This window comes from Polynucleobacter sp. Fuers-14, assembly GCF_018882045.1.
GTDB lineage: Bacteria > Pseudomonadota > Gammaproteobacteria > Burkholderiales > Burkholderiaceae > Polynucleobacter.
In genome coordinates, this window is the sequence record NZ_JACVPG010000006.1 from 20675 (window position 1) to 44166 (window position 23492).

At 46.1% G+C, this 23492-nt stretch carries 26 protein-coding genes; 22 read left to right on the top strand and 4 right to left on the bottom strand.

The window, feature by feature from the left end; all coding sequences use genetic code 11:
• Positions 1-22: 22 nt before the first annotated feature.
• The 11 genes from ICN40_RS04830 to ICN40_RS04880 all read left to right on the top strand — a co-directional run bounded on the left by ICN40_RS04830 (position 23) and on the right by ICN40_RS04880 (position 10429).
• Positions 23-583, top strand: coding sequence for a hypothetical protein (locus ICN40_RS04830; protein ID WP_216242534.1), 561 nt, complete (start codon positions 23-25; stop codon positions 581-583).
• Entirely contained in the window at positions 580-1845 is a 1266-nt protein-coding gene (pilO2, locus tag ICN40_RS04835) for a type 4b pilus protein PilO2 (RefSeq protein ID WP_216242535.1), read from the top strand. Before ICN40_RS04830 ends, pilO2 begins: the two co-directional genes overlap by 4 nt.
• Positions 1835-3472: a GspE/PulE family protein gene (locus ICN40_RS04840; RefSeq protein ID WP_216242537.1), complete on the top strand. Its 1638-nt coding sequence runs from the start codon at positions 1835-1837 to the stop codon at positions 3470-3472. Before pilO2 ends, ICN40_RS04840 begins: the two co-directional genes overlap by 11 nt.
• The gene (locus tag ICN40_RS04845; RefSeq protein WP_216242539.1) at positions 3472-4683 is read left to right on the top strand and encodes a type II secretion system F family protein; all 1212 of its coding nucleotides are present in this window, start codon (positions 3472-3474) and stop codon (positions 4681-4683) included. Before ICN40_RS04840 ends, ICN40_RS04845 begins: the two co-directional genes overlap by 1 nt.
• Positions 4684-4800: 117 nt before the next feature.
• On the top strand, positions 4801-5280 hold the full coding sequence (locus tag ICN40_RS04850; protein ID WP_216242541.1) for a type 4 pilus major pilin: 480 nt from the start codon (positions 4801-4803) through the stop codon (positions 5278-5280).
• A 30-nt stretch (positions 5281-5310) separates the two neighbouring features.
• Complete coding sequence (locus ICN40_RS04855; RefSeq protein ID WP_216242543.1) at positions 5311-6351, top strand: ATPase, T2SS/T4P/T4SS family; 1041 nt, start codon at positions 5311-5313, stop codon at positions 6349-6351.
• Positions 6352-6360: 9 nt separating this feature from the next.
• Positions 6361-6849, top strand: a complete 489-nt coding sequence (locus ICN40_RS04860; RefSeq protein ID WP_216242544.1) for a hypothetical protein — start codon at positions 6361-6363, stop codon at positions 6847-6849.
• Positions 6850-6929: 80 nt separating this feature from the next.
• Positions 6930-8219, top strand: coding sequence for a shufflon system plasmid conjugative transfer pilus tip adhesin PilV (gene pilV, locus ICN40_RS04865; protein ID WP_216242545.1), 1290 nt, complete (start codon positions 6930-6932; stop codon positions 8217-8219).
• Positions 8220-8475: 256 nt separating this feature from the next.
• Positions 8476-9012, top strand: a complete 537-nt coding sequence (locus tag ICN40_RS04870; RefSeq protein ID WP_216242546.1) for a lytic transglycosylase domain-containing protein — start codon at positions 8476-8478, stop codon at positions 9010-9012.
• Positions 9013-9138: 126 nt separating this feature from the next.
• Complete coding sequence (locus tag ICN40_RS04875; RefSeq protein WP_216242547.1) at positions 9139-10164, top strand: hypothetical protein; 1026 nt, start codon at positions 9139-9141, stop codon at positions 10162-10164.
• A gap of 67 nt (positions 10165-10231) precedes the next feature.
• On the top strand, positions 10232-10429 hold the full coding sequence (locus ICN40_RS04880) for a hypothetical protein (RefSeq protein WP_216242548.1): 198 nt from the start codon (positions 10232-10234) through the stop codon (positions 10427-10429).
• Between the two features lie 41 nt (positions 10430-10470).
• On the opposite strand, the gene ICN40_RS04885 is transcribed toward ICN40_RS04880, so the two are convergent.
• The 4 genes from ICN40_RS04885 to ICN40_RS04900 form a co-directional block, all read right to left on the bottom strand.
• Positions 10471-10920 (bottom strand): hypothetical protein, encoded by a 450-nt coding sequence (locus ICN40_RS04885; RefSeq protein ID WP_216242549.1) that lies wholly within the window; start codon positions 10918-10920, stop codon positions 10471-10473.
• Positions 10921-11071: 151 nt separating this feature from the next.
• Positions 11072-11830 carry a hypothetical protein gene (locus tag ICN40_RS04890; protein ID WP_216242550.1) on the bottom strand — a complete coding sequence of 253 codons (759 nt, stop codon included), beginning with the start codon at positions 11828-11830 and terminating at the stop codon, positions 11072-11074.
• 16 nt (positions 11831-11846) lie between these two features.
• The gene (locus tag ICN40_RS04895; protein WP_216242552.1) at positions 11847-12209 is read right to left on the bottom strand and encodes a hypothetical protein; all 363 of its coding nucleotides are present in this window, start codon (positions 12207-12209) and stop codon (positions 11847-11849) included.
• 54 nt (positions 12210-12263) lie between these two features.
• Positions 12264-12857, bottom strand: a complete 594-nt coding sequence (locus ICN40_RS04900; RefSeq protein WP_216242554.1) for a hypothetical protein — start codon at positions 12855-12857, stop codon at positions 12264-12266.
• Positions 12858-13311: 454 nt separating this feature from the next.
• On the opposite strand from ICN40_RS04900, the gene ICN40_RS04905 reads away from it, so the two are divergent.
• The 11 genes from ICN40_RS04905 to ICN40_RS04955 all read left to right on the top strand — a co-directional run bounded on the left by ICN40_RS04905 (position 13312) and on the right by ICN40_RS04955 (position 23446).
• On the top strand, positions 13312-13704 hold the full coding sequence (locus ICN40_RS04905; RefSeq protein WP_216242557.1) for a hypothetical protein: 393 nt from the start codon (positions 13312-13314) through the stop codon (positions 13702-13704).
• On the top strand, positions 13694-15565 hold the full coding sequence (gene traI, locus ICN40_RS04910; RefSeq protein ID WP_216242559.1) for a TraI/MobA(P) family conjugative relaxase: 1872 nt from the start codon (positions 13694-13696) through the stop codon (positions 15563-15565). Before ICN40_RS04905 ends, traI begins: the two co-directional genes overlap by 11 nt.
• Before the next feature lie 114 nt (positions 15566-15679).
• Positions 15680-16597 (top strand): P-type conjugative transfer ATPase TrbB, encoded by a 918-nt coding sequence (gene trbB, locus ICN40_RS04915; RefSeq protein ID WP_216242582.1) that lies wholly within the window; start codon positions 15680-15682, stop codon positions 16595-16597.
• Positions 16578-16895, top strand: a complete 318-nt coding sequence (locus ICN40_RS04920; RefSeq protein WP_216242560.1) for a hypothetical protein — start codon at positions 16578-16580, stop codon at positions 16893-16895. Before trbB ends, ICN40_RS04920 begins: the two co-directional genes overlap by 20 nt.
• Before the next feature lie 33 nt (positions 16896-16928).
• The gene (locus ICN40_RS04925; protein WP_216242562.1) at positions 16929-17462 is read left to right on the top strand and encodes a hypothetical protein; all 534 of its coding nucleotides are present in this window, start codon (positions 16929-16931) and stop codon (positions 17460-17462) included.
• A 21-nt stretch (positions 17463-17483) separates the two neighbouring features.
• A complete protein-coding gene (locus ICN40_RS04930) occupies positions 17484-19412 on the top strand; it encodes a type IV secretory system conjugative DNA transfer family protein (protein WP_216242564.1) in 1929 nt (642 codons plus the stop codon).
• Between the two features lie 2 nt (positions 19413-19414).
• Positions 19415-19948: a S26 family signal peptidase gene (locus tag ICN40_RS11900; RefSeq protein ID WP_374222780.1), complete on the top strand. Its 534-nt coding sequence runs from the start codon at positions 19415-19417 to the stop codon at positions 19946-19948.
• An 85-nt stretch (positions 19949-20033) separates the two neighbouring features.
• Positions 20034-20366, top strand: coding sequence for a TrbC/VirB2 family protein (locus ICN40_RS04940; RefSeq protein ID WP_216242568.1), 333 nt, complete (start codon positions 20034-20036; stop codon positions 20364-20366).
• The gene (locus ICN40_RS04945) at positions 20366-20674 is read left to right on the top strand and encodes a hypothetical protein (RefSeq protein WP_216242570.1); all 309 of its coding nucleotides are present in this window, start codon (positions 20366-20368) and stop codon (positions 20672-20674) included. Before ICN40_RS04940 ends, ICN40_RS04945 begins: the two co-directional genes overlap by 1 nt.
• Complete coding sequence (gene trbD, locus ICN40_RS04950; RefSeq protein WP_216242571.1) at positions 20664-20987, top strand: conjugal transfer protein TrbD; 324 nt, start codon at positions 20664-20666, stop codon at positions 20985-20987. The genes ICN40_RS04945 and trbD overlap by 11 nt, the downstream gene beginning before the upstream one ends.
• On the top strand, positions 20987-23446 hold the full coding sequence (locus ICN40_RS04955; protein WP_216242572.1) for a transporter: 2460 nt from the start codon (positions 20987-20989) through the stop codon (positions 23444-23446). The genes trbD and ICN40_RS04955 overlap by 1 nt, the downstream gene beginning before the upstream one ends.
• The last annotated feature ends 46 nt before the right edge of the window (positions 23447-23492 follow it).

Consider the following 23492-nt stretch of genomic DNA (forward strand, 5'->3'; position numbering starts at 1 on the left):
TTTTCTTATCAACAAGGGAAAAATGAACCAAGAAATTTGCCAACCAGAATCTCAGGACTTTTCGCCTGAAGAGCAGGCCTTTATGGAAAAAGAGTATGCCAATCAACCACGAATAGAAGATGCTGAGCGTTGCCGTCTTCCTGCTAGCGGTTTTACAGAAACTTTAAGTCCCGTTTACGACTGGGCGAAAACAGTCGTCCGTGATTTACAGGCTAAAACCAATGGTCAAAAGATTGCAGCCCGACTATGGGCATATCGAGAGCAATATAGCGAATGGCTTGCTCTTGATTTCTTTGATGGGATTGAGGCAAATATTACTTTTCTTATTGGCGAGCCTCATAACTACTACGCAGATCTTGACGGTGGCGGAACTGTGAATGTTCCTGATATGACTGAAGCACTTCATATGGTCGGAATTATCTGCCATGCCATAAATGTAGAGCCTATAGATATAGTGCTATCTATAGGCAACCGCCAAAATGAAGTCAATCCTTATTGCACGCCAAGCCAACGGGTTCCTGGGCAAACGAGTGCGCCACTCAAAATAGTGGGTCAAGCGACTAATGAGAGTTTACTTAAATGATTCTCCAACTTGGAAAAACTCGTTGGTATCTTGGCATGCAGTGGAATGCTTTTGATACAGCGCCCAACTTTAGCGAAATCAAGACAGAAGCGCAGCATTATGGCGCCAATCTTTACGCATTGCGGATTAGCGAACTCGCAGTGCAAGCCGGGTTTGCTTATGATGGTGACGGAAAATTAGCCAAACAATCGAATAAGACTTACTCCCTTGCTGCGCGCCTGGCAAGCGCCGTAGCTGAGCCTTGGTTTGGCATGTTTCATCTGGGTGATGGAGTGTATTGGTACATTGCCGTTCGAGATGGTTATTCCATCTTGCCTGATGGCGACATCATTGGTACCGCACAAGAGATAGATGAAGTGCGCTCAGCGCATGCAGGCTTTAAAGACTGGAAGAGTGTAGAAGGGGATTTGAGCGCTCTCAATGAATTGCTTGGCAATATTGCCCAGCGCGAAGCTAGCGGTGTTATTGCTAAAAGTAAGCTTGTGCCAGTTAACGCCATTGGGGTTAGTAGGGCGTTGCCCTGGAAGGGCATTACGCTTGGGCTCTTTTGCGCTGGCCTCGTGGGTGGTGGCTTTTATTGGCACGCACTGCAAAAAGAGGAGCAAGCACGCATTCATGCTGCTCAAGTGCAGGCCGCTCAACTGCAAAAAATGGCTGACCAAGCATTAGCGCCTTTATATGCGCCCATGCCCAATACCTGGCTTACTGCTTGCAAAGATACGGTATACGCATTACCTCTGACGAAATTGGGTTGGAAGCTAGTGGGAATTGATTGCCAGAATAATGAAGCGCTAGCTCAGTGGAAATTAGCGCCTGGTGCCACAGTAAAAAATCGTCCAGAAGGAGCGCTTAGCAATGATGGCGCCAACATTTCACAAACACTGCCCCTGTCTTTTGGGGTAGGTACTATGCCTGGCGCTGGTCAGAATAACTCTTCTACCCCTCCACCTGGCACCCTACAAAGCAATCTTTTGGCATTGCGATTTATTGCCCAAAGCACGGGCATGAGCTTAGAGCTGACAACTCCTACTGATGCGCCGGCTAACAGCTTACCAGGGCAGATTTCTCAAGTGGCGCAACAAGTCAGTAACGCCGCCTCTCAAGTTAAGCAGCTGCAAAAGCAAAGCTTTACTTTGGTGAGTGCTACAGCGCCATTTGCTATTGATTTTTCTAGCGTACCGGGAATGCGAATGAGTCATCTTTCTAGCGGTTTGGTTGATAGCGCAGGTTACAAATTAGAGGGCATGGTTTATGGATACTAGACACTCAGTTTTAAATTCTTTTAATGGCCAAAGACCTTCCATGGGCTTTAAGTTTGAGCTATTACCTCTTCGACTTTTGGACAAGGTTGCGCTAGATGTGAAGACTAAAACCGTCTTTACGGATCTGCGCACCTCAGGCCACCCATACTTTATGAGCTGGCTTGAGAAAACCAAGCGCAATGATGGCTCCATCACGGTAGAACTTTGTGAAATCGCTCAGATCGCTCAATTGCGCGAACAAGGTTTTGTGCAAAAGGCGATTGGTGGCGACAAGAGTGAGTTATTGGTGCGCAACTATGCGCTCGATCTAATCGCCCAGGCTAGCAAATATGGGGCATCTGATATTCATATCATGATGCGCGGTACCCATGCGGATGTGCAGTTTGAAATTGGCGGCGATCTGTACCACTTTTTGACAGTGTTTCACAATGAAGGTGGCGCTATTGCCAGGGCAATTTTTCAAGGCATAGCGCAAACCAAGGCGGCAATGTATGAAGAGCTCACTTATCAAAATGCGCAAATCTCGGGCTCTGAATTCCCGCCAGAGTGCAAGCTATCGTCTTGCCGCATTTTTAGGGGCCCCGCGTTTTCGTTAGGAGCGCAGGGCGGCGGCTTTATGACCATCCGCTTACAGTATCTAGCGGGCCACAAAAAAGAAGATAACCTTCCACCTCTGGCTTACCCAGAAAGGCCTGCTGGCCAATTTATCTTAGCGGAGATGGGTTACTCGGCAGCGCAAATAGCCAAAATAGATATTTTGATGAATACCCCGGCGGGGGTTGTCCTGTTTACGGGGCCAACGGGATCTGGCAAAACCACCACTTTATTTCAGATCTTGCAACACCTAGCCAGAATCAAGCCCTATAACCGCCAGGTTACCGTTGAAGACCCAGTTGAAAACCCGATGCCTTGGGCGGTGCAGATGGTGATTACCAACGCCAAAAACGATGAAGAGGTAGGCATTGAATATGCCAACTTGGTTCGCGGTGCGTTGCGCATGGCCCCGAAGATTTTATTTTTAGGAGAAATTCGCGGACCTGCAGTTGCTGCCTCCGTTATTGAGGCAGCCTTAACGGGTCACCAAGCTTGGTCAACCTTGCATACCCCCGATCCATTTGCGGCGATCGATCGCATCGAAACAATGGACCCAGTTTTATTGCCTCGTAAACGGTTTTGTGATCACACCATTATTCGCGGATTGATCGCGCAGCGATTAATCCCAAGGGCTTGCCCCAACTGCAAGATTCATTTAAAGGCTGCGGCAGATACTGGCCTGACATTAGAGCCACGCCTTCTGTCTGCATTAACAACTTGGGGTGATCTGAACCAGGTTTACCTTGAGAAAGAAGGTGGATGCCAGCATTGCAATTACACCGGCAAAGCCAAAAGGGTGGCAATTGCGGAAGTGGTTTTATGCGACGAAGCCTTGATGGACGATTTTGTCAATCATGGCACAAGCGTTGCGCGTAAAAATTACCGCGCTAGAGTCGATTCCGATCGGCCTTTGTTGGAGCAAGCATTGAGTCTGGTTTTTGCCGGGGAGGTTGATCCTCGCGCAGTAGAAAAAACCGTTGACTTAGTTAAGCCTAACCCCGTTAGCTCCAAAGCTCTTGAATTGGCTGCTTAATGGACAATTCTCCGGACAACTCACCAATGGGAATCTTTAAGCGTGGTCAAGCTTATTTAACTGGGTCGGCAGCGGCATCCCTTGCAGCTGAACATTTCGAAGGCTTGAGAGGGCTCTTGCCCCAGCAATTGCAGGGGACATTTAGTCGGCTTGGTAAAAAAAGTAAATTAGACTGGAAAATCAGGGCACCGTTTTATCAGCACTTAGTTGACCAGGTAGGCAATGAGATTGCTTTAGAAAAAGCCTTAGTGCATTTTAGAGATCGTATGCTGCGCACCAAAAAGCATGCGTATGCCAGAATCATTTTGCTGATTATTCAAAAACTACAAAACGGTAAAAAATTCTCTGAAAGCCTAGAGGGTTTAGTGGGTAGCGAAGAACTCGCAATCATTAGCGCGGGTGAGCTAGGCGGCAAATTGCCTTTTGCACTCTCACTGATTTTGGAGCAGCGTGAACGCAGTGTTCGCTTAAAACAGACGTTACGTCAAGGACTCTCAAGCACTGTGGGGCATTTACTCATTGCTTGCGTGGTGCTGTGGTATCTGGCAAGCGCTGTGATACCAGGCTTAGAGTCTGCCGTGCCAAGAGCTAAAGCCCAGGGCTTAGTCCATTTCTTGTACGCTATTAGCGGCTTTGTGAATTCCGCCTGGATTTTCTTAATCCCCGTATTAATTGGCTCTGCATTAGTGGCTTTGCTGTGGTCGTTGCCCCGTTGGATTGGGCCAACACGCCTCATTGCTGAGCGCCACTTTCCTTATAGCTACTACCGTGATTTAGTGGGCTACCAATGGCTAATGGTCTTCGCTACGCTTCTAGCGTCTGGCATTTCTGATGTGCAAATTCTACAAATGCAGGCTAAAGGCGCAAGCCCTTATCTTTCAGAGCGTCTTTCACTCTTATTTCATCGCTTGCGTAGTGGCGGCATGAGTTTGCCAGAAGCCTTAATTTCACCCACGCGGCACGGTGGGTTAGCGATGAATTTTCCATCGCCAGAAATTAATGAATCAATTATTGCTCTTTATGGATTTGCTAATTTTCCGGAGCGCATTACCAAACTTGTGACGACGTGGGCTTCTCAAATTGAGGCTCGTACATTGGCCTTAGCCAATACCACTTCCAAATTCTTTGAATATTCAATGATGTTCGGAATGGCAATACTCATTTTGGCAGTTCAAGATCTATCAAATCAAGTTGGCACCGTAGTGAAGTAATGCGGTGAAGTAATGATGTGAATATTTCAGTGAAGTAGTGCGGTAGGGAAGCTTTAAAAATGCAGTTCAAACCTTTTAATCAGTAGTCGGCAGTAACAACCTTTTAGGAGAAACAAAATGCGTGATCTTATTGGCGGTCTTTTTGCCGCTTTAGTAACCATCATTGGTATTGTGGCTTTAATCGCCCTTTACAACAACGTCACCAGTAGCAATAAGTCTAGTCAAGCGTTAACGGACTTAACCTCAATGGTTGGATCAGTCCAGGCGACTTATATCAGCCATCCGTCTTATACCAATCTCTCAGCGACCGTTGTTGTCAACGGCAATTTAGCGCCAGCTACGATGATCTCTGGCGCAGCTCTCATTAACCCATGGGGCGGTAATGTGACTGTGGCACCTGCAGCTAATACTAGCTTTTTTACCGTTACCGAACCTTCAGTTCCTAATGATGCCTGCGTAAAAATGGCGACCGCCATTAGCAACTTAGGCGCTCTTTCTATTAACGGTACCAGCGTGACTCTGCCAGCAGACCCTAGCGTGGTTTCAGGTACCTGCACAGGCAATAACAACTCGCTCGTATTTACGTTTGGGCACTAATTTCACTTTATTTTTGAGAGTCAAATTCGCATGCCTAAAACCCTCCTAGATCTGGTGTTCTCAGACATTTATTTGCTTGAGAATCCCAGGGACTGCCGCTACAAAGAATCAAGCGATTCATTGCGTTTGCGCGAATTCGAAGCGCCATTGCACGAAGAGCTCTCAAAGCTCTACCGTTATCTTGGTGAGCAGTGTGATGCTAGTACGCCGGGGAGCATGACGGCCTTATGGCCCGCCGCCACTCAAAGCGCTATGCGTCTTCGGGTAACTAATTTAGTGGGCAGTAATGACCAGACTGTTTTTTATATTCGGCGCTATCGACAGGGAGTGGCCACCTTAGCGGATTTGGGAGTTCCTAAGCCCATCATTGAGCGCCTTTTAAGCCCAACATTAACGCAAGGTTTGTGCATGCTGGGTGGCAAAGCAGGCTCTGGTAAAACGACCTTAGCCAATAGCATGATTGTGGCGCGTCTAACTGCTTTGGGGGGTGTTTGTGTTACCGCAGAAAATCCCGTAGAGCTTCAAATTGCCGGCCGCCATGGTGATGGCATGTGTTTTTCGCATGAGGTTAATAGCGATCAAGAGATGGCTACAGCGGTAATCAATTTTCTGAGGACTTCTCCTAATATTATTTTTCTTGGAGAAATCAGAGATGCTTTCGTGGCCAAAGAAGCTGTGCTAGCAGCGCTTTCTGGCCATTTAGTTATCACTACGTTTCATGGCCCTTCATTAGTAGGCGCTTTAGCGCGCTTTGCAGGCTTTATTGGGGATAACAATTTGTTGGCCGACGCACTTTCTGCAGTGGCCTACCTTGAGCTATGTGAGACCAAAGACCAAACAGAGCTTTTTTCATTAAAGTCTGCAAGCGCTTTAAGCGATAGGCGGGGAGAAGGACAAGGACAAAATGCGCCCGCTAGCATTAGAAATAGTAAAAAACTCACTATTGATTTTTTATGGTTCCTAGGACCAGAAGGCACCGCATTATCTTCGGTTGTGCGCAGTGGTAATTTTCCAATGCTTTCTTCAGAGATTTCTCGCCAGCGCAATCACATGTTGCAGAGTCGATCTTAAGGGGCAAAATTGGGATTTTTTGCACCGCTTATTTTTTCAGTCATGTTATTGGGATTTTTGGCTATCTTTGGCCAAGAGTCCAAGTTTGCAGCGATCAACACGACTTCGGCTCAGATGCAAAGTAATGGTCAATCCTTTTTAGCCTATCGCAATGCGGTGATGACTTATCAGCAGAATAATCCTGGCTTTGCCGGAGTCGTACCCGTAGCGCAGATCACCTCTATTGGCGGTGCTTTTTCCAGCAGCTTTTTAGGGCAGGTAAACAATGTGGTCATTGCAACTGGAGTGCGCAATACACGGGTGGTTATTTGTTATGGGCCTTTTACCCAAAGCGTAGCTGAGCAAGCCTCGATCGCTGCCAATAACGATGCCTCCTTTGGAATCTCCAATGGAACGACCTGGACAAGTGCGGCAGTAGGGGCTTCTAGAGTTTCAATGCCGCTGGCCACCACAATTACAAGCGGAAATATTGTTTCCGTTATTGAACTGGATTTGTAATGAATGGCCATTGTGAATGCCCTGCGCATTACCGATATGACGCTAAATCAGCCATATCAACAACACGTGAGAGAATGTAAATGAGAGATCTACTAGGGTCGCTTTTGGCTGGTGTATTAACGGTGACAGCTGTCATCTTGTTTATGAATTATCAAAAACAAGGTAATTTAAATATGCAGGTTGCCGCCACAGCGCAGCAAGCAACGCAATTTAATACTGCAGTTCAATCCTACATCACGCAATACAGCAGCAACATTTCTGCCGTTGCCACAGCTTCAACACCGGCGACTATTACAGTAGCAATGCTCCAAGCCCCTGCTGTAGGATTGCTGCCAAGCTCCTTTAGCACTACAAACCCCTTCGGTCAAACTTGGCAAGCGCAAGTATTGCAGCCTACCGCCGGAAACCTTAACGCGTTAGCGCTAGGTACTGGAGGTACCCAATTAACTGACCAGGTGGCTTCACGAGTAGCCGCCCTTATTGGTGCTTCAGGGGGGTTTATCCCGCTGAATGACTCGGGCACATGGCCCACTGGCACTGCAACAGCACAAGGTGCATATGCTGGCTGGAGCTTACCTACGGCAGGTTTTACTGGAATTGCAGGAGGCAATATTGCCTCGCTTCTTACTTTTAGTAACGGTCAATTTGTTAGCAACTACCTGTATCGAAATAATGTAGGCAACGCTAGTCTTAATACGATGACAACGCCAATCATTATGGCGTCCACACAAACTAATGGTGGTGCTTGCACCACTAATGGCTCGATTGCGCAAGATGGCACCGGTTTGGCCTTAACGTGCCAAAGCAATGTTTGGGTAAGCAATACAGCTTGTCCTCAATACTCTGGTGATCTTAATGTGCTAGAAGGTCTACCTGGCACCAAGAGCTGTGTAAATGGTGCCAACATGGCTAATGCCCCTACGGCCGATTGGTATTTTATTGATACCTATCGCCACGTAAACGGTGGCAATTACTACGCGGTGCAAACCGCCAACGCGATGACGGGTGCTAATGTCGGAATTCCATATATCAGGGTACAGCAATCAGGATCTTCTGGATCCGGCTGGGGAGCCTGGAAAACTACCACCGTCACCGGGCTTGGTTGGGGAGGCACAACTTGGCATGACGTTACTGGAAGTAGATCTCAGGGCACCGTGTATTACAACCCATACCCATACCCAATCTCTGTGTCGATTAGCTTCGGCACAAATAATGATCAAGGTTGGTCATTTTATATAAACGGATTACAGGTTGGCTACCTACATGAGCATCAAGATTTTAACGGTGCATGGGAGGGCGGCATCGTACCCGTGGGTGGCAATTATGTTTTCTACGGTAATTATGTTTTTTCATGGGCCGAGCTGTATTAATTTAAGAAAACTTTTTTACAATGTGCAACTTGGTGTGGGCTACCACTCAGATTTATGAATACCATTACTTCGCGAAAGTTTTGCCGTCCTGCATGATGACTAAAGATGTTGATCAAATACGTTTGATTGCATGCGGGTATCGAAGTAAGTGGCGTTGCATTTCTTGTATTTCAAGATCATCAAAATCACAAACCAATGCGCAAGTTACCATCAATCAAAGTCCTTTGAAAAGCTAATCATGCGATTGGCATTTTTAATGCTCCTCTCTTTTCTTAATTTCTATTGCATTACTGCTGCTCAAGCCCAAAGCCCAGGTATTGATGGTTTGGTGCGATGCCTTCAAAGTGATGCAAGATACCGTGGCAGCAATTGCAATGCTACTGTGGGGCGCTATTGGGCTATAGAGCCATTAATAACGCAAGTGGCAAAAGATCAGGGTTTGGAGCCAGCATTATTAAAAGCCCTTGTCGCCGTTGAATCCGCTTACAACCCCATGGCCTTAAGCAAGGCTGGTGCTAGAGGTCTTACCCAAGTTATACCGAGTACGGCATTGTCTTTGGGGCAGCACCCGGACACACTTTGGGACTCACGGCAAAGCTTGGCTACGGGGGCTTATTACTTGGCGTCCCAGTGGTACACCTTTCGCAGTTGGCCGCTGGCGATTGCTGCCTATAACGCCGGACCAGGTGCAATCAAAAAATACGGAGGCATTCCTCCGTATGCCGAGACTCAGGCTTATGTAAACAACGTTCTTTACCTTTATGGGCTTTTCAGGGATGTAGAGAAGATCTGAATTGGTTTCAAGCTTCCCGCATAAAAATAACGATTAAACCTCTAAAAAAGAAGTTGCAAGGCTTTCTAAATCAATTTAATATAAAAAACTACTGAAAAGCAACTCACATTTAATACAAAAAACACTATGAAGATAAACTTAGAGCAATTAATCCAAGCCTTGATTCTTAAGGGTAAAAATATAGAAAAGGCGTCCCCGCCATCAAAAGGCCCGTCTGTTCCAACTTCCATTCGCCTTAAGCCATTAACAAAACTTTTCTTAGAATCTCAAGCTGAGGCGCTAAATACCTCAATGCAAAGTTTAATTTCAACAATATTGGATGGTGTTGCTGAAACGACGCTAAATAACCCTTCCAGAATCGTAAGAACCATTCGTGAGAGATTTTTCTTTCTTTTTGAAGCGCATGACATTGATTTTCCGGGCATTGTGAGCGTGCTAAAGAATTATGGATTTACGCTTTCGGTGCTTGAGGACCCAATTAGATTGGTTGACCATTTGAAGCAAGATGTCATTGAGCATTTGGCCAATACTTTTTTTGTGCGGCCAAATTGGGTAAGCGGGGCTGATGACCGGGTAATAGAGTTAGGTACAAATGTTCGCTGGTATAAAAATGTAGCTACGTCAGGCAGAAAGCTATTGACTTATGCGGAGCTTGATATGAAACCACATGTCTTTTTCATCAGAAGGCGGCATGCTGATTTTGAAAGGGCAAGAACAAATAATGATGTCCACAGTGACAGTAGTTTGTATGAGCCCGTTGGTTTAGTGGTGAGGCTGGAAAGAAAGACTGATGATGGGTTTTCTTTTGCAACATATGAAGTTTGGCAATTTGAGCGATGGAACTATTGGCGCTGTCGCCATGAACTTAAGTTATTAATTGCTTTTTGTGATCAGACTTCCGGAAGAGTACGATTTTCCGGTTACGAGTTGCCGGAAGATGAAATCCAAAATCTTTGCGCTGGTCGAGTGATGCCATCAAAGATGATGGATCGACTTGGTCAGGTGGCATGGCACCCATATGACTATGCCACCACGAAACATGAAGTTACAAAAGAAGCGGATGAGTGGCAATCCGTACACGAGGATTACCTAAAAGGGCCTTATGAAAAAATCATCAAGGAATGGTATCAAGATAGATTGCAAGCGATATAAGTAAGCGGCATGAGCATTGCATCGAACACTGCTCATGCCTAACCACGACAACCCACAGGAGTTTTAAATGGCTTTGGATATTATCGACCTAAATCTAAAACTTAAGGCAATTCAGGCCTTAATAAACGTCACGGAAAACAGCTTATCGCTTTGGAATAACGGCGGAATAACGCCAGATGGCTACTTTGCTGAGATTTACACGCTTTCACTTGCCTCAAAGCATCTGAGTGAAATCGTATCTCTTCTTGATGGAGTCGGTCAATAAGCTGAGTCAATCGGCCCAATTCCAGACTGGTCCTCACCGTATTATTTAGTTTGAATTGCCTGTTGCCCGCTTTGCATATAGTGAGCATCAATCTGATGAGTTCCATAAGCAGTGAGAACTAATAATGCCCCCGTTATAGCCAAGGCCGTTCTTGATATAGCGAGAGTCATTGCCTCTACAAAACTTTTCTTAAAAGTTTCAACAAAGTCTAGGTGGATAACCGGTTTGATTTGTTCCCTTAGAATGCCTGCGGTTGTTTCTTTCAAAGCCTGTGAGATTTGATCGGTTGCCACAGCCGCATCAATAGGGCTTGGAGCCCTTGCATAAAAGAATCCAACGATTGTGAGAAAGGCTGCAGAAGTTGGCTCTTCCACTGGCCAGTCAGCGTCACTCATCGCCTTTAAAAGCTCCCTTACCTCAATTTCTTGTTCCGAAGTAAGGGGGCTACCAAGGCAACGCTCAAAGATTTTTTCGGCGACCGGGTAGTTCATTTTTTCTCCCATGAAGTAATGATTACCGATTTGGAAAGTGCCTTTCGTAGCGCATTTAAAAGAAACAATAGGCCGCTAGCGAGTGATAGCAAGCATGTCGCTGGAGCTACGGTAAGCCAAAGATAACTAATCATTTTCTTTCTCCTATTTATTATTCAATACTTTCAAGGCGATCTACTACGGCAGTAGCGGCGGCTGATTTGGTAAGCCACGCTTGTAAAGCTAAGCGATAACCCAACTCAAGCGGCCTGCTATTAATGCCTTTATATAAAACCTCATGGAATGGTTTACGACCAATCATGACGGTTAGAGAGTCATTAAGCTCTGGCAATTCAGTTTCCAACCACTTGCCATCTGCAACAAGCTGGTGAAGCTCATCGCTTTCCCAGAGCATGAATTTTTCTGGGGAGCCAAAGAATAGATTCTTGATAATAAGACCCTGCTCGTAGCGTGCTGGCATATTGCGAATGCGATAAGCCAAAGCACGCAAGCTTTCTTGGGTGCGGCTAAGTAGCCATACAGGCGTTGCATTGGCTTCCCGTAAGACCTCGTTTACGATGGAGATGGAGCCATCAAAAGCCCTGGTGCCAATTTGTGCCGGCATATTCACAATGCAGCGAATTTCTGACATTTGAGCCGCAGCGGTCAACTTGGAAATAAGTCCGGCAAACTCAATCCAGCCGTTTTCAGTGGATAAATCAATCAGGTTGGCTGCAATAATCCCAAGTGAGGAATCCACTGTTAAGCCCCCTTCCCCACAAACGTCTGGATTACTCAAATCAGCGTCATACACTGCAATTTTTGGCCGCTCTTCCTCGGATTTACTGATGAAGTGATGCACCAAAGCTCTTGCAGCCAAGCTTTTCCCAACGCCGCCTTTGTCGCCGTCAATGATGTAAGTTTTAAGCATTTTTTGTCCTTTTAGATTATTGGTTTGTTTTGGCTACTAGAGTTACGGCCCCGATTGATGCTGGAATGAGCTCAATCCCAATTCCGCCATTGGCCGGCATAGGTTGTGTTTGATCAAAAACGTAAATTAATGCTCGCTTTTCGTTTTTGGGTCTGAAAAATACCACTGAGTCAGACGGTGTAATCATTACTTGGCTATCGTCACAAATAACCCCAACCTTTTTGAATGGGGTCAAAAGACGGTTAATACCCTCTTTTGAGACTTGCACTTGGCTTCCATCCTGCACAGAAATGGAATCGTTGGCATGTGCCAAGCCTGCGTTTAAAAGTAAGGCAAAAATTGACGTAATAAATACTGCGGTTTTGTTACTGGCTTTCATTTTGAGATTTCCTTGTTGTTTTGGTGGTTAAAGGTGCTTCTGTTGCATGGGTAATTAATGTTCGCCGATAAACTTCTGGCGACCCTTGGGGTCAGGTTCTAGGCTTTTGCGCAATTGATAGTCGGCATCGCTTTCACCAGGCTGCCGATCGGAACCATCGGCTAAAGTCCCCTCCTCCGCTAGAGCTGGTCCGTTGAGGGAAGACTGTGCGCTATCAGCCCTTCCGTTAATGAAATCGACGGTTTTTGGGTCTCTCAATGGTTCTGATTTGGGTTTTTGGATTACCTTGCCGCCAGTTTTGTGGCCCAAGGACCCTGCATCACCCTTCTGGCGCTCCCTGAGGATTCTGAATCTCAATGCCTCAAGAGCCTTAAATAAGTCCTTTTTCTCAATATCAGGCATCGCTTTTTCAAGATGCTCCAGCACCATGGCCCATTGAGCCCCTTCCGCAATCATTCCCCGGATCAAAGTCTCTTGAATAGCTACCCGGGCTCTTGCCAGCTCACGGTTGGTTTTGGCTTCCTTCGCCTTGCGCATGGCTACTGATAGCTTTACTAAAGCTACATCACCAGCCTGCCAAGATCGGGTTTGTCTCGCATGCTCTTCTGGAGTCAATTGAATCTGATCTTCGTCGTTTGGTTTTTCCATCTAAAACTCCTAGCTACACATTGGTCATACCCTTAATGCGCAAGCCGTTCACCCCACTTTTTTTAGTTTTTAAGGTGAATCACCTTGCGCTTTAAGTCAGGAGTTTTAGGGATTTTTAAACTGCAACAAGCGAAGCGCGGCGCAGTTCTCTTGCGCCATAACCACTTCTCAAGATGGTTACTTAGAAAAATATTATTTTTTGATGGCAAAAGATGGGTGTCGGGCGGAGCCTGACCAAGGGGGTTTGTCCACGTTTCGTAGAAGATCGTTAGCGTAGCGCACGAGCTACGTACGGAATGTCGGACAAACCCATACCTTGTACGAATTACATTCGTTCGGGATTTCGTGCGCAATTCGTGCGTTTTATTACACGAGACACGAAACTGATTGCATTTGCAATCATGGGGGTGAACGGCTTGCGCATTAAGGGTATGACAGCTAACAAGGAATGCCCATGAAAAAGCAAGTTACGGACAAACAAAAGCACGCCAAAGAAAATAAAGTAAAACGAGTCACAGTCAGGTTCACAGAGGCGGCTGCCCAAAGCATTGTTAAAACTAGCGCCAAGGCTGGCCTAGCACCGTCAGCTTTTTTAAGAAATTGTGCGTTGGGTTTACCAGTCCCATCTAAAGCAGACCAGCAGGCCGCTGCCGAATTAAGGCGCATCGGGTCAATGCTTAAGCACTTATATCCCAAGGGCTCTAATTGGACGGCAAGTGAAAAGCGGCAGTATTGGGCCGCCATGCATACCCTTTTGGGGGTAGCCAAGAATTTGGATGGGAAGGGCTTTAAGGGCAATTCAAAAAACCTTTCCGATTCAGATCAGGATTTACCAGATGCTGGCTAAGGTCATCGGGCTTTCAAAAGGCGGGGTAGTTTCAGCTCAAAAGGTTTTAGCCTACTTAGGTAGGGATGGTGCTGACCAGGCGCATGAGCTTGCCGAGTTTGGGGCACCAGAGATGGGGGCAATTAATCTAGATGCCGATCTGGTTACCGCACAAGATCGAAAAGATGTGGCAGAGTTGTGGGATTACATGGTTTCGAATAACCATGGGGTCCGCTCCAACCCTTTTTATCATGTTGCCCTCAATTGGCAAGAAGGGGAGCACCCGGATGCTGAGCATGTTCAAAATGCCTGTAAGCACGTCATGCAAGCTCTAGGCATGCAAGAGTGTGATGCAGTCTGGGCTATTCATCGAGATACCGACAATGATCACGTCCATTTAGTCATTAATAGGGTTCGTTCTGAGGGTTTTCAGCTTGTCCATGTCCCAGCCTGGGATTACCTTAAGTTAGATAAGGCGATGCGGGAGCTTGAGATTGAGCAGGGCTGGGCTCATAGTAATGGCCCCTGGATTGCCCTAGAAGTTGAGGGCAGAACAGAAATTGTCAGGATGAGTCGTAAAGAACGGCGCGCCAAAGGTTTATTAAAAGAGGCGAATCTGGTATCGGATGGAGCCGGCCTTTCTCAATCGGCCATCCGCGCTGAAAAAAATACAGGGGAAGATTCCTTTCAAAGGTGGATTGCTGGAAAGCCAGCAATGCTTTTAAAAGAGGTATTAGCCAAAGAAGACTCCTCCTGGAAAAAGGTTCATGAGTGCTTAGCTATTCAAGGGTTAAAAATCACTCCAAAAGGTAGCGGCATGATCGTAGTGGGTTTGGCTGAAGATGGATCTGAGTTAGCCGCCAAAGCATCACAGCTTGGCCGGTTTGCTACTAAAGCAGCATTAGAGAAAGCGCTAGGTCCTTATGAGCCAGCCAATAGCGGCATTCAAATCAAGGCTAATGCTTACCTTATAGAAAAGAAAGTAATTGAAGCCCCTCAGGATAAATTACCTTCTGATAACCCTATAAATGATCGAGACGTACGCGCTAAAGCGAGGGCAGATGCTAGGGCTGCTTTGATGGAAAGGTTTGATAATGATCAGAAGCAAAAGAAGGCGGATCGCCTTGTTATGCGCTCAGAATTACGAGATTCTCATGCGTTAGAAAAAACAGCGTTTCGAGTTGATTTAAAAGAGCGCAGGCAAGCAGTTCGAAGCCAAGCTAAAGCCAGGGGGCAGGACGTGCGTATTGCATTGTCTCTATTTGCATTTGAGGCGGCAAAGGAACGTGAAGCCCTCCTAGCGCGCCATGCTTCCGAACGCCAGGCTCTTACTAATCAAGTTCCGCGTAATCAAGTGCTACGGAATTGGCTTGAAGGTCAGGCGGTTAATGGAGATACTGCAGCACAGGCGGCACTTCGCGGAATTGCATATCGAGAACAAAGGGAGAAAAAACTTAAAGAAGCCGCAATTGAAGGTGAAGAGCAGGGTGAATTTAAGAGGCTTAGCCTTTCAAAATTGCAAGCAGAAGTTGATGCGAGGCGCAGAAGAATTACCTATAAAAATCTAGCCGGACAAAAACAATTCACTGATACAGGTCCGAGAATTGAGATGCATGCTCAATCAAGCGAAGCCCTTGAAGCAGCGCTTAAAGTTGCCTCACAAAAGTACGGGGGAAAGATAACTTTAACCGGCTCCGGCATCTTTAGAGAGCAAGCGGCTAGAGCAGCAACGCGTCTAGGCATTACTGTTTTGGATAAAGACTTAGCTTCGGTTGTAGCGCATGAAAAACTTGCAATTCAAAGCGTATCTCGCAGACCTAGCTTTACTCCAAAACCATCGATACCAGTCAAACCTAAGAAGGGGTCTGAAAATGAGCGGTAGCCACCTATAGGGGTGAACGCCCTGCGCATTAAGGGTATGCCCGGCAATCTAGCTGGGCTACCTTGCATGGAGAAATAAGTGAGTACAGCAGCTGAGCAGTCTAGAGAGCGCCAAATGGATGCTTTACGCCGTGCGCTTGGAGCAGACATTCTCAAGCATTTAGATGATCCTAGGGTGATCGAAATAATGCTCAATCCAGACGGAAAGCTTTGGATTGACGTGTTGGGTGGCGATATGGAGTGTGTAGGGGAAGTTAGCGCCATTCAAAGCAGGCAAATTGTTAATACTGTTGCCGCCATGTTGGAGACTGTTGTTACTGCAGACCAACCGATTTTGGAGTGTGAATTACCTTTGGATGGCAGTCGGTTTGAAGCGATAATTCCACCCTTGGTTTTGCAAACCACTTTTGCGCTTAGAAAGAAAGCCTTGCTCGTGTTTACTTTGGACGATTATGTTTCCAAAGGAATCATGACTGAAAGCCAAAAAGCAATTATTGAAGAGGCAGCAAAAGCCCGGGAGAATTTTTTAGTCATTGGCGGTACCGGTACCGGGAAAACCACGTTGGCTAATGCCATTATCGACACAATCTCCAAGGTAAGTGCTCAACATCGCGTAGTCGTTATTGAGGATACGCGTGAGCTTCAGGTAAATGCGCCAAATACTGTATTTATGAGAACCAGTGATAACACTGATATGACTCGTTTATTACGGGCTACCATGCGCATGCGACCAGATCGAATTATTGTTGGCGAGGTTCGTGATGGATCTGCATTGGCATTGCTTAAGGCGTGGAACACAGGGCATCCAGGAGGGGTTGGAACCGTACACGCGAACGATGCTAAAGCGGGATTAATTCGTGTTGCGCAACTAATTGCTGAGGTAACCCCGCAACCCCAGTCTGACTTAATTGCAGAGGCCGTTAATTTAATTGTCTCCATAAAACGGACGCCTACTGCCAGAGTTGTTGATGAGATTGTTCGCGTTAATGGTTGGTCAAGTGCCGGAGGCTTCGATGTTACCAACCTTGCTTGATTCATATGAGGTTGATGTTGAGGCAATTCGTCCTGCAGACCTACCTAATGGCTGCAACTTTATCGGTACCCTTAATTCTGACACGTTAGGTACTGGAACTTTAGTGCAGGTAATAAGCAGTGGTAGGTATGCATTGTTATCTGGCAACACCATTATTTTGTTAGATCAAATGGCTGTAGAAAAAGAATTAAATAAATTAAATGGTATTGAAGATGAATTGGATGAAGAAAAACCATTTCTGTTCGATGGGAAGAAAGGCTTATTCAGAAATACCGACGATGAGATTGATCTTAATTAAAACAGGAGACACCTTCACTTGGTGCGATAAAAAATGAGCGATAAATTCCCCCTTAAGACGCCTGGCAACTTGGAAGGCCTGGATGTTGGCCAACGTCATATGAGAGTAGAGGCTGCACTTTCAAAATTAGTGCAAGACTTTCCAAACTCTGGATATAAAGCGCTATTTGACGCGCAAAAGAAAGTCGCCACCCCGACCCAAATCGATATTTTGTCTCACCCGGATCGTGCCATGGCAACACCTGATGGACAGTTAACCGAGCTTGGTGCTGAGGCATTTGATTCAGCACAAAAGAAGATTAATGACATCCTTAATACAGATTTTCAAAAAGCACTTATACGTCGAAATATTGAGATTGATAGAGAGCTTGAGTCAGCTAATAAACCAAGCCATGACCAGAACCAAGAAAGCGCTATCGAGCAGGTAGGTTCGAATTCAGAGCTTTCTAAGGCGAACATAAAGCTGCCGATTGCCCCTTCAAAAACCATAGATCCATCGCCCAACCCTCAAAAGCAATTGCCTATTCTTAATAAGTCAGTAAAAAAAGCTGGCCCAGAAATTGAATAGCAGTCCTACATAAGGAAATATATGAGTACCGATAACCTTTATAACATTCCCAAAGCAGATCAAGATGTGACCCGTTTTATGTGGTCTGCCATGGGTTTATTTTTGATGATCATTTTTGTTAGCTGCGGTATAGCAACCCAATACATTGCTTACGAATTTGGTTATGACCCCGCATTAGGCAAGCCGATGCTACCGGGGCAAATTTATTTCCCTTTTTCAGTTTTGATCTGGATTTGGAATCTTGGTAATCCTAAATATGGAGTCGCAGTAAATCACATTATTAATAATGGACAACTCATCCTTGCCGTAGGTGCAATTGCGTCATTACTAATCCCTGTGACATATGCATATCGGCGTTCACGCAAGATGCGCAGCGCTAAGAATGATCTACATGGATCTGCGCATTGGGCTACAACTGAGGAGGCGTATGCAGCAGGCGTTGTAGCTTCTGAAAAAAATCAAGGCGGCGTTCTCTTCGGGGCATTAAACGAAAAAGGGAAGGTCAACTATTTAAGACACAAGGGGCCTGAACATATGATGGTCTTTGCTCCAACCAGATCCGGCAAGGGTGTTGGCATTGTTATACCAACACTCTTAAGCTGGGATGAGTCAGTCTTGATTCACGATATTAAAGGTGAAAACTGGGCTTTAACTTCTGGTTTTCGCCAAAAAATATTAGGTCAACGCGTAATCAAGTTTGACCCAACTGATCCAGGGTCTGCACGATTTAATCCGCTTGACGAAATTCGTATGGACGGCAACCTCGTAAAGGATGTTCAAAATATTAGTACGATGATTGTTGATCCAGACGGCAAGGGTCTAGTCGATCACTGGGCAAAAACAGGATTTGACTTGATGACTGGCGTATTGCTTTTTATCTTGCTCTATTACCCCAAAGGCGATCCAAATCGCTGCCTCCAAACAGTCCAGGCGATTTTGTCTGATGGCGGCCCCATTCGAAAAATTGCTGATGAACAAGCAAAAATACATAATGATCAAGGCGGAGAGGAAATCCAAGAAGGTGCCGCTGCCGTCATGACCTATATTAGAGATACCGCTAATGAAAAATTGGAGGATGGCTCTACCTCTGCGTTTTATAGGGTAGGGTGGGGTGCAGTGGCTCAGGCGTCTCAGTCTTATTTAAATAAAGCTTCCAATGAAGCTTCTGGAGTCTTGTCTACAGCCCTTTCTTTCTTGTCGCTATACCGTGACCCTATTGTTGCCGATAACACACGCTTCTCTGATTTTTCATTGGAGTCATTAATGGGGGGTTCAGTTATTGATGGTGTACCCCAGTTTCCCAAAACGTCCCTTTATCTCGTGGTGCCTCCTAGCGATAAAGATCGCTTAAAACCTCTTTTACGCTTAGTCATTAATCAAGTAGTCCGCCGCCTAACCGAGGGCATGGAGTTCAATTCCGATGGTTCTGGTAAGAGTAAGTTCCCGCATAAATTACTACTATTAATTGATGAGTTCCCCAGCCTTGGAAAGCTTGACATTTTTCAAGAGGCCCTTGCATTCATTGCGGGATATGGACTCAAAGCCCTGCTGATTATTCAAGATCTTTCTCAACTAAATGCCGCTTACGGTAGAGATGAATCCATTATTAGTAACTGCCATATTCGTATTGCCTACGCCCCCAATAAAGTAGAAACAGCGGAGGTATTGTCAAAAATGGCTGGTCAATCGACTGTGAGCCATACCCAACGCCAATATTCTGGCAATCGACTTTCTATTATGTTGGGCCACGTTAATACCAATGAGCAAATTGTCCAGAGACCATTGCTGACGCCCGATGAGTGTATGCGCCTCCCCGAGCCAGACGAAATTGTTTTTGCCGCTGGCCATGCCCCTATTTACTGTCAGAAGATTAAATATTATCAAGATGCTAATTTTGTAGCGCGCGTTAAATTGGGTGTTGCTGATAGCACTGGACGTGGGTCCGTTTGAAGGTGAGACTTATTTTCTCCAGGCGCCGGTTTATTTTTGGAGTTGTTTTTCCATTAAGCCTTCTTTGCCTCTTTTACCTCTTGATTGGGTTTGCTTATAGCTCTGGCTGGCGACTGAATTTAAGTAGAAGTATGCCTTTAGGCTTATATCAAATTGAGCCAAACTTTAGTCGATTGCAGAGAGGGGATTTAGTGGTTTTTTGCTTGCCAAAAAACTTACTTCCTACAACCGTTGATTTTCTACAAAATGGGCAATGCTCTTCTGGCGCCGCCCCTTTTTTTAAATCTATTGTTGGTATTCCTGGCGATCATATTGAAACAGGAATTTTAGGCGTTAAGGTCAATGGGGTATTGCTCACCAATAGCGCTTGCCTAGAGAGTGTCGATCTAAAGTGTGCCTATTTCAATGACGCTTTACCTACTTCTGAATATTGGGTTTTTGGTTATGGATCAAACCCCTCCTTAGCATCCCATAGTTTTGATTCTAGGTACTTTGGAGCTATACCAGCATCGTCAATATTAGGGGTTGCAAGGTAACTCCGCCATTGTTTAAAAAGGGTGAACGCCCTGCGCATTAAGGATAAGGAAGCTTTTTCCTTTACCCAACCTAATAGGAGCTTTTATGCGCACAAAACGATTTCTCACACCCTTTATTTCGGAAAAAAGTGTAGTAACTACCGCCTTGCTGGCAGCCGCAGGTATTGCTCAGGCTAGCACTTCTGGGGGCTTGCCATGGGACTCTGCTATTACGACTTTGCAAAATGACTTAACCGGCCCAGTTGCAACAGGCATCAGCACCATTGCATTTTTGGCGGCCGGATCTGCCTTGGTCTTTGGAGAAGAAATGGGCGGTATCGCTAAGAAAGCCCTTTACGTTGTATTGGGCGTCTCTTTCATCGTCATGGGTAATAAATTTTTGGCGGTTCTTGGGCTAACAGGTGCATTGGTTGCCTAATGAACCAGCAGTCAAAAGTAGAAGAGTTTACGCATGTCACTCTGATTGGCGAGGCGCGGTTTTTTCTTCAAAAATTAGTCAATGCGGGTTATCCAGAGGAGCAGATATTGTCCACACTCAAACAAATGGCTCATTGGATTACAGAGGGGCCCGTGAAGATCACTCATGAGCTCGATTTGACAAAGGACACGCGCGACTTTGTTGAGCGCCTGCTTAGTAGTGGGATTGGAGAGGATCGAATTTTAGATGCTCTAAATCAGGTTGCTATTTTATTAATTAAGGGTCGAAGAATAAATCATGAGCACTAATTCAAACGAACGAAATGAGGTTGATCCAAGTTGCGAAATCCATGAGTCGCTAAACCGCCCGATTTTGCTGCTGGGTGGTGAGCGTCAATTGGTTTTATTCCTCATGGTGATTTCAGGGGTTTTTATTATCTCTCTCGCTAAACTTTGGGCTGCTGCCCTGGGAATTACCATTTGGTTACTAGGGCAGTGGGGGCTTTCAAAAGCAGCCTCCTTCGATCCACAGCTTTCCAAGACGGGTCGAAGGTCCCTGAATTACCGTCCTCATTATCCAGCTCAGGCCACTCCTTTTGCCCCAGATAGAGAGGTGAAGTAATGAGTGGATTTAACCTCAAAGAATTTCGCTCCCGGTTATTTGGCTATCCCGACCTACTCCCATGGGCTAGTTTGGTTGATAACGGGGTCGTGCTTACAAAAAGCGGTGGGCTAATTGCGGGCTGGGAGTATCACGGCCCTGACCTAGACTCGGCCACTAAATCAGAGCTCATGGCAATGTCCGCGAGAGTTAATAGCGCATTGCGTCTTGGGGATGGTTGGGTGGTGCATTGTGATGCCATTCGAGCGCAAGCGCCGGGCTATGCCCCAGAGGGAGCATTTCCAGACCCCACAACGCGTTTGATTGATGACGCCAGAAGACAGTCTTACACAGGGGTTCGCTCTGGCTATTCCAGTCGTTTTATTTTGACTGTGACCTGGTGGCCAATGCCTGATAACGCAAACAAAGCCGCCGCTATGTTTGTAGAGGGACGTGCAACTGGTACCGCCGCACGCAACCTAGAACGCTTTAATGAGCAGATTAACGTTATTGAAGGTCGCTTAAAAGATTTATTGCGGATTAAGCGACTGTTGGACTCGCAGGATGAGGTTACCGGAATTACAACTAGCCCATTGCTAGGTCACTTGAATCTTTGCGCTTCCTTTGCCGATGACTTTGTGCCAATGCAGTTGCCAGAAATACCGATGTACTTAGATTCGGTCATTGGCAATCAAGAGCTTGTTACTGGTTTTGTGCCTCGCATTGGTAGGAAGTATGTTGCAGCTGTTGCAATTACTGGTTTCCCCGCAAGAAGCAGCCCTGGAATATTAGATTTTCTATCAAGACTTCCAGTCACATATCGTTGGAGTAATCGCTTTATCTATGTTGATCAAGGCCAAGCGGAAGGGATAATCGGAAAATACCGTAGTAAGTGGGCTCAAAAACGCAAGAGCATGCTTAACGTGATGCGCGAGAATTCGGGTGGAGCAGCGACGCACGTTAATGCGGATGCTGATCGTATGGCCAATGATGCGGTCAATGCAATGTCAGAGGCCAGTAGCGGTCAGGTTTTATATGGCTATTACACCAGCGTTATTTTCTTATCTAGCGAAGATACTACGCAGTTAGATGAGACGGCGCGCGAAGTTGTACGAATGATCAGCAATAAAGGTTTTACCGCGCGCATTGAAGACGTGAATGCGGTCGAGGCGATCTTAGGCTCTATGCCGGGCAATACGGCTGCTAATGTCCGTAGGCCGATGATTCACACATTAAACCTAGCGCATCTGCTACCAACCACGGCATTGTGGGCTGGCCCCACTACCAATCCTTGTCCTTATTATCCCGAAAATAGCCCCCCATTGTTTTATGCCAAGACCGATGGAAACACGCCACTGCGAGTTTGTCTTCATGAGGGGGATTTAGGGCATACGGCAATCCTTGGGCCACCTGGCTCCGGTAAATCTACGTTACTGGGCTTGATGATTGCGCAGCACTTTCGCTATCCCAATGCGCAGGCATTTTGTTTTGATAAGGGATATTCCTTATTCCCCTTGGTTAATGCTAAGAAGGATGGAGAGCACTACGATATTGCTGGCGAAGATGCTGAACTTGCTTTTTGTCCTTTGGGGATGGTTGATAACCCGAATGAGCAGCCCTGGGCTGCAGAATGGGTTGAGAACTGCTGTGAATTACAAGGTGTCGTGATTACGCCAGCGCATCGCAAGGAAATCTACCGTGCAATTGTTCAACTGGGTCAATCAACTGACCAAATGAGTCAGCGCACAGTTTCTAATTTTTTACTGACTCTGCAAGACCAATCCTTGCGAGAGGCTATGGCGGCCTATTCGCTATCAGGCGCTGCCGGACGGCTTCTTGATTCTGAATCCGATAGTCTTGGAAGCAAACCATTTCAAGTTTTTGAAATGGAGCACATCCTTAATAAAGGCGATAAGATCGCACTGCCAACATTAGCCTATCTCTTTCATCGTATCGAGCAAAGATTTAAAGGGCGGCCAACACTATTGGTGCTTGACGAAGCATGGATTATGTTGGGCCACCCTGTCTTTAGGGCGAAGATTCGAGAGTGGTTAAAGGTTTTACGTAAAGCTAATGTTGCCGTGGTTTTTGCAACCCAAAGCTTAAGTGATTTGGAAAAATCGGGCATTGCGGATGTTATTTATGAAAGCTGCCCAACAAAAATATTACTTCCAAATCCTGAGGCGCTAACTGACAACTCCAGACCATTCTATGAAAGGATGGGTTTGAATGAGAAGCAGATTCAAATTCTAGCTATGGCCACTCCAAAAAGACAGTATTACCTCATGCAACCAGGTGGGCGCAGGCTTTTTGAGCTCGGACTATCTGGCGTTGAACTTGCTTTTATAGGGGCTGGTGGAAAAGAGGACATTCTTCGCGTGAGGGACCTCAAATCGCAATATGGCTCTAATTGGCCAGCACAATGGTTAAGTGAGCGAGGTTTAGGGGCTGCTTCTGCGCGTTGGCAGTCCTACCAATAAAACCATAACCAAAAAGCAAAAGACGAGTTTCCAGTCTTTTGCTTTT

What these genes read in the sequence shown, in the direction of transcription:
- ICN40_RS04940 (WP_216242568.1), top strand. Translation starts at nt 20,034, where the DNA reads ATGCGCACAAAACGATTTCTCACACCCTTTATTTCGGAAAAAAGTGTA.
- ICN40_RS04870 (WP_216242546.1), top strand. Translation starts at nt 8,476, where the DNA reads ATGCTCCTCTCTTTTCTTAATTTCTATTGCATTACTGCTGCTCAAGCC.
- ICN40_RS04875 (WP_216242547.1), top strand. Translation starts at nt 9,139, where the DNA reads ATGAAGATAAACTTAGAGCAATTAATCCAAGCCTTGATTCTTAAGGGT.
- traI (WP_216242559.1), top strand. Translation starts at nt 13,694, where the DNA reads ATGCTGGCTAAGGTCATCGGGCTTTCAAAAGGCGGGGTAGTTTCAGCT.
- trbD (WP_216242571.1), top strand. Translation starts at nt 20,664, where the DNA reads ATGAGCACTAATTCAAACGAACGAAATGAGGTTGATCCAAGTTGCGAA.
- ICN40_RS04920 (WP_216242560.1), top strand. Translation starts at nt 16,578, where the DNA reads ATGTTACCAACCTTGCTTGATTCATATGAGGTTGATGTTGAGGCAATT.
- ICN40_RS04850 (WP_216242541.1), top strand. Translation starts at nt 4,801, where the DNA reads ATGCGTGATCTTATTGGCGGTCTTTTTGCCGCTTTAGTAACCATCATT.
- ICN40_RS04830 (WP_216242534.1), top strand. Translation starts at nt 23, where the DNA reads ATGAACCAAGAAATTTGCCAACCAGAATCTCAGGACTTTTCGCCTGAA.
- ICN40_RS04925 (WP_216242562.1), top strand. Translation starts at nt 16,929, where the DNA reads ATGAGCGATAAATTCCCCCTTAAGACGCCTGGCAACTTGGAAGGCCTG.
- ICN40_RS04905 (WP_216242557.1), top strand. Translation starts at nt 13,312, where the DNA reads ATGAAAAAGCAAGTTACGGACAAACAAAAGCACGCCAAAGAAAATAAA.
- ICN40_RS04945 (WP_216242570.1), top strand. Translation starts at nt 20,366, where the DNA reads ATGAACCAGCAGTCAAAAGTAGAAGAGTTTACGCATGTCACTCTGATT.
- trbB (WP_216242582.1), top strand. Translation starts at nt 15,680, where the DNA reads ATGGATGCTTTACGCCGTGCGCTTGGAGCAGACATTCTCAAGCATTTA.
- ICN40_RS04895 (WP_216242552.1), bottom strand. Translation starts at nt 12,209, where the DNA reads ATGAAAGCCAGTAACAAAACCGCAGTATTTATTACGTCAATTTTTGCC.
- ICN40_RS04885 (WP_216242549.1), bottom strand. Translation starts at nt 10,920, where the DNA reads ATGAACTACCCGGTCGCCGAAAAAATCTTTGAGCGTTGCCTTGGTAGC.
- pilV (WP_216242545.1), top strand. Translation starts at nt 6,930, where the DNA reads ATGAGAGATCTACTAGGGTCGCTTTTGGCTGGTGTATTAACGGTGACA.
- ICN40_RS04900 (WP_216242554.1), bottom strand. Translation starts at nt 12,857, where the DNA reads ATGGAAAAACCAAACGACGAAGATCAGATTCAATTGACTCCAGAAGAG.
- ICN40_RS04880 (WP_216242548.1), top strand. Translation starts at nt 10,232, where the DNA reads ATGGCTTTGGATATTATCGACCTAAATCTAAAACTTAAGGCAATTCAG.
- pilO2 (WP_216242535.1), top strand. Translation starts at nt 580, where the DNA reads ATGATTCTCCAACTTGGAAAAACTCGTTGGTATCTTGGCATGCAGTGG.
- ICN40_RS04845 (WP_216242539.1), top strand. Translation starts at nt 3,472, where the DNA reads ATGGACAATTCTCCGGACAACTCACCAATGGGAATCTTTAAGCGTGGT.
- ICN40_RS04855 (WP_216242543.1), top strand. Translation starts at nt 5,311, where the DNA reads ATGCCTAAAACCCTCCTAGATCTGGTGTTCTCAGACATTTATTTGCTT.
- ICN40_RS04930 (WP_216242564.1), top strand. Translation starts at nt 17,484, where the DNA reads ATGAGTACCGATAACCTTTATAACATTCCCAAAGCAGATCAAGATGTG.
- ICN40_RS04955 (WP_216242572.1), top strand. Translation starts at nt 20,987, where the DNA reads ATGAGTGGATTTAACCTCAAAGAATTTCGCTCCCGGTTATTTGGCTAT.
- ICN40_RS04890 (WP_216242550.1), bottom strand. Translation starts at nt 11,830, where the DNA reads ATGCTTAAAACTTACATCATTGACGGCGACAAAGGCGGCGTTGGGAAA.
- ICN40_RS04840 (WP_216242537.1), top strand. Translation starts at nt 1,835, where the DNA reads ATGGATACTAGACACTCAGTTTTAAATTCTTTTAATGGCCAAAGACCT.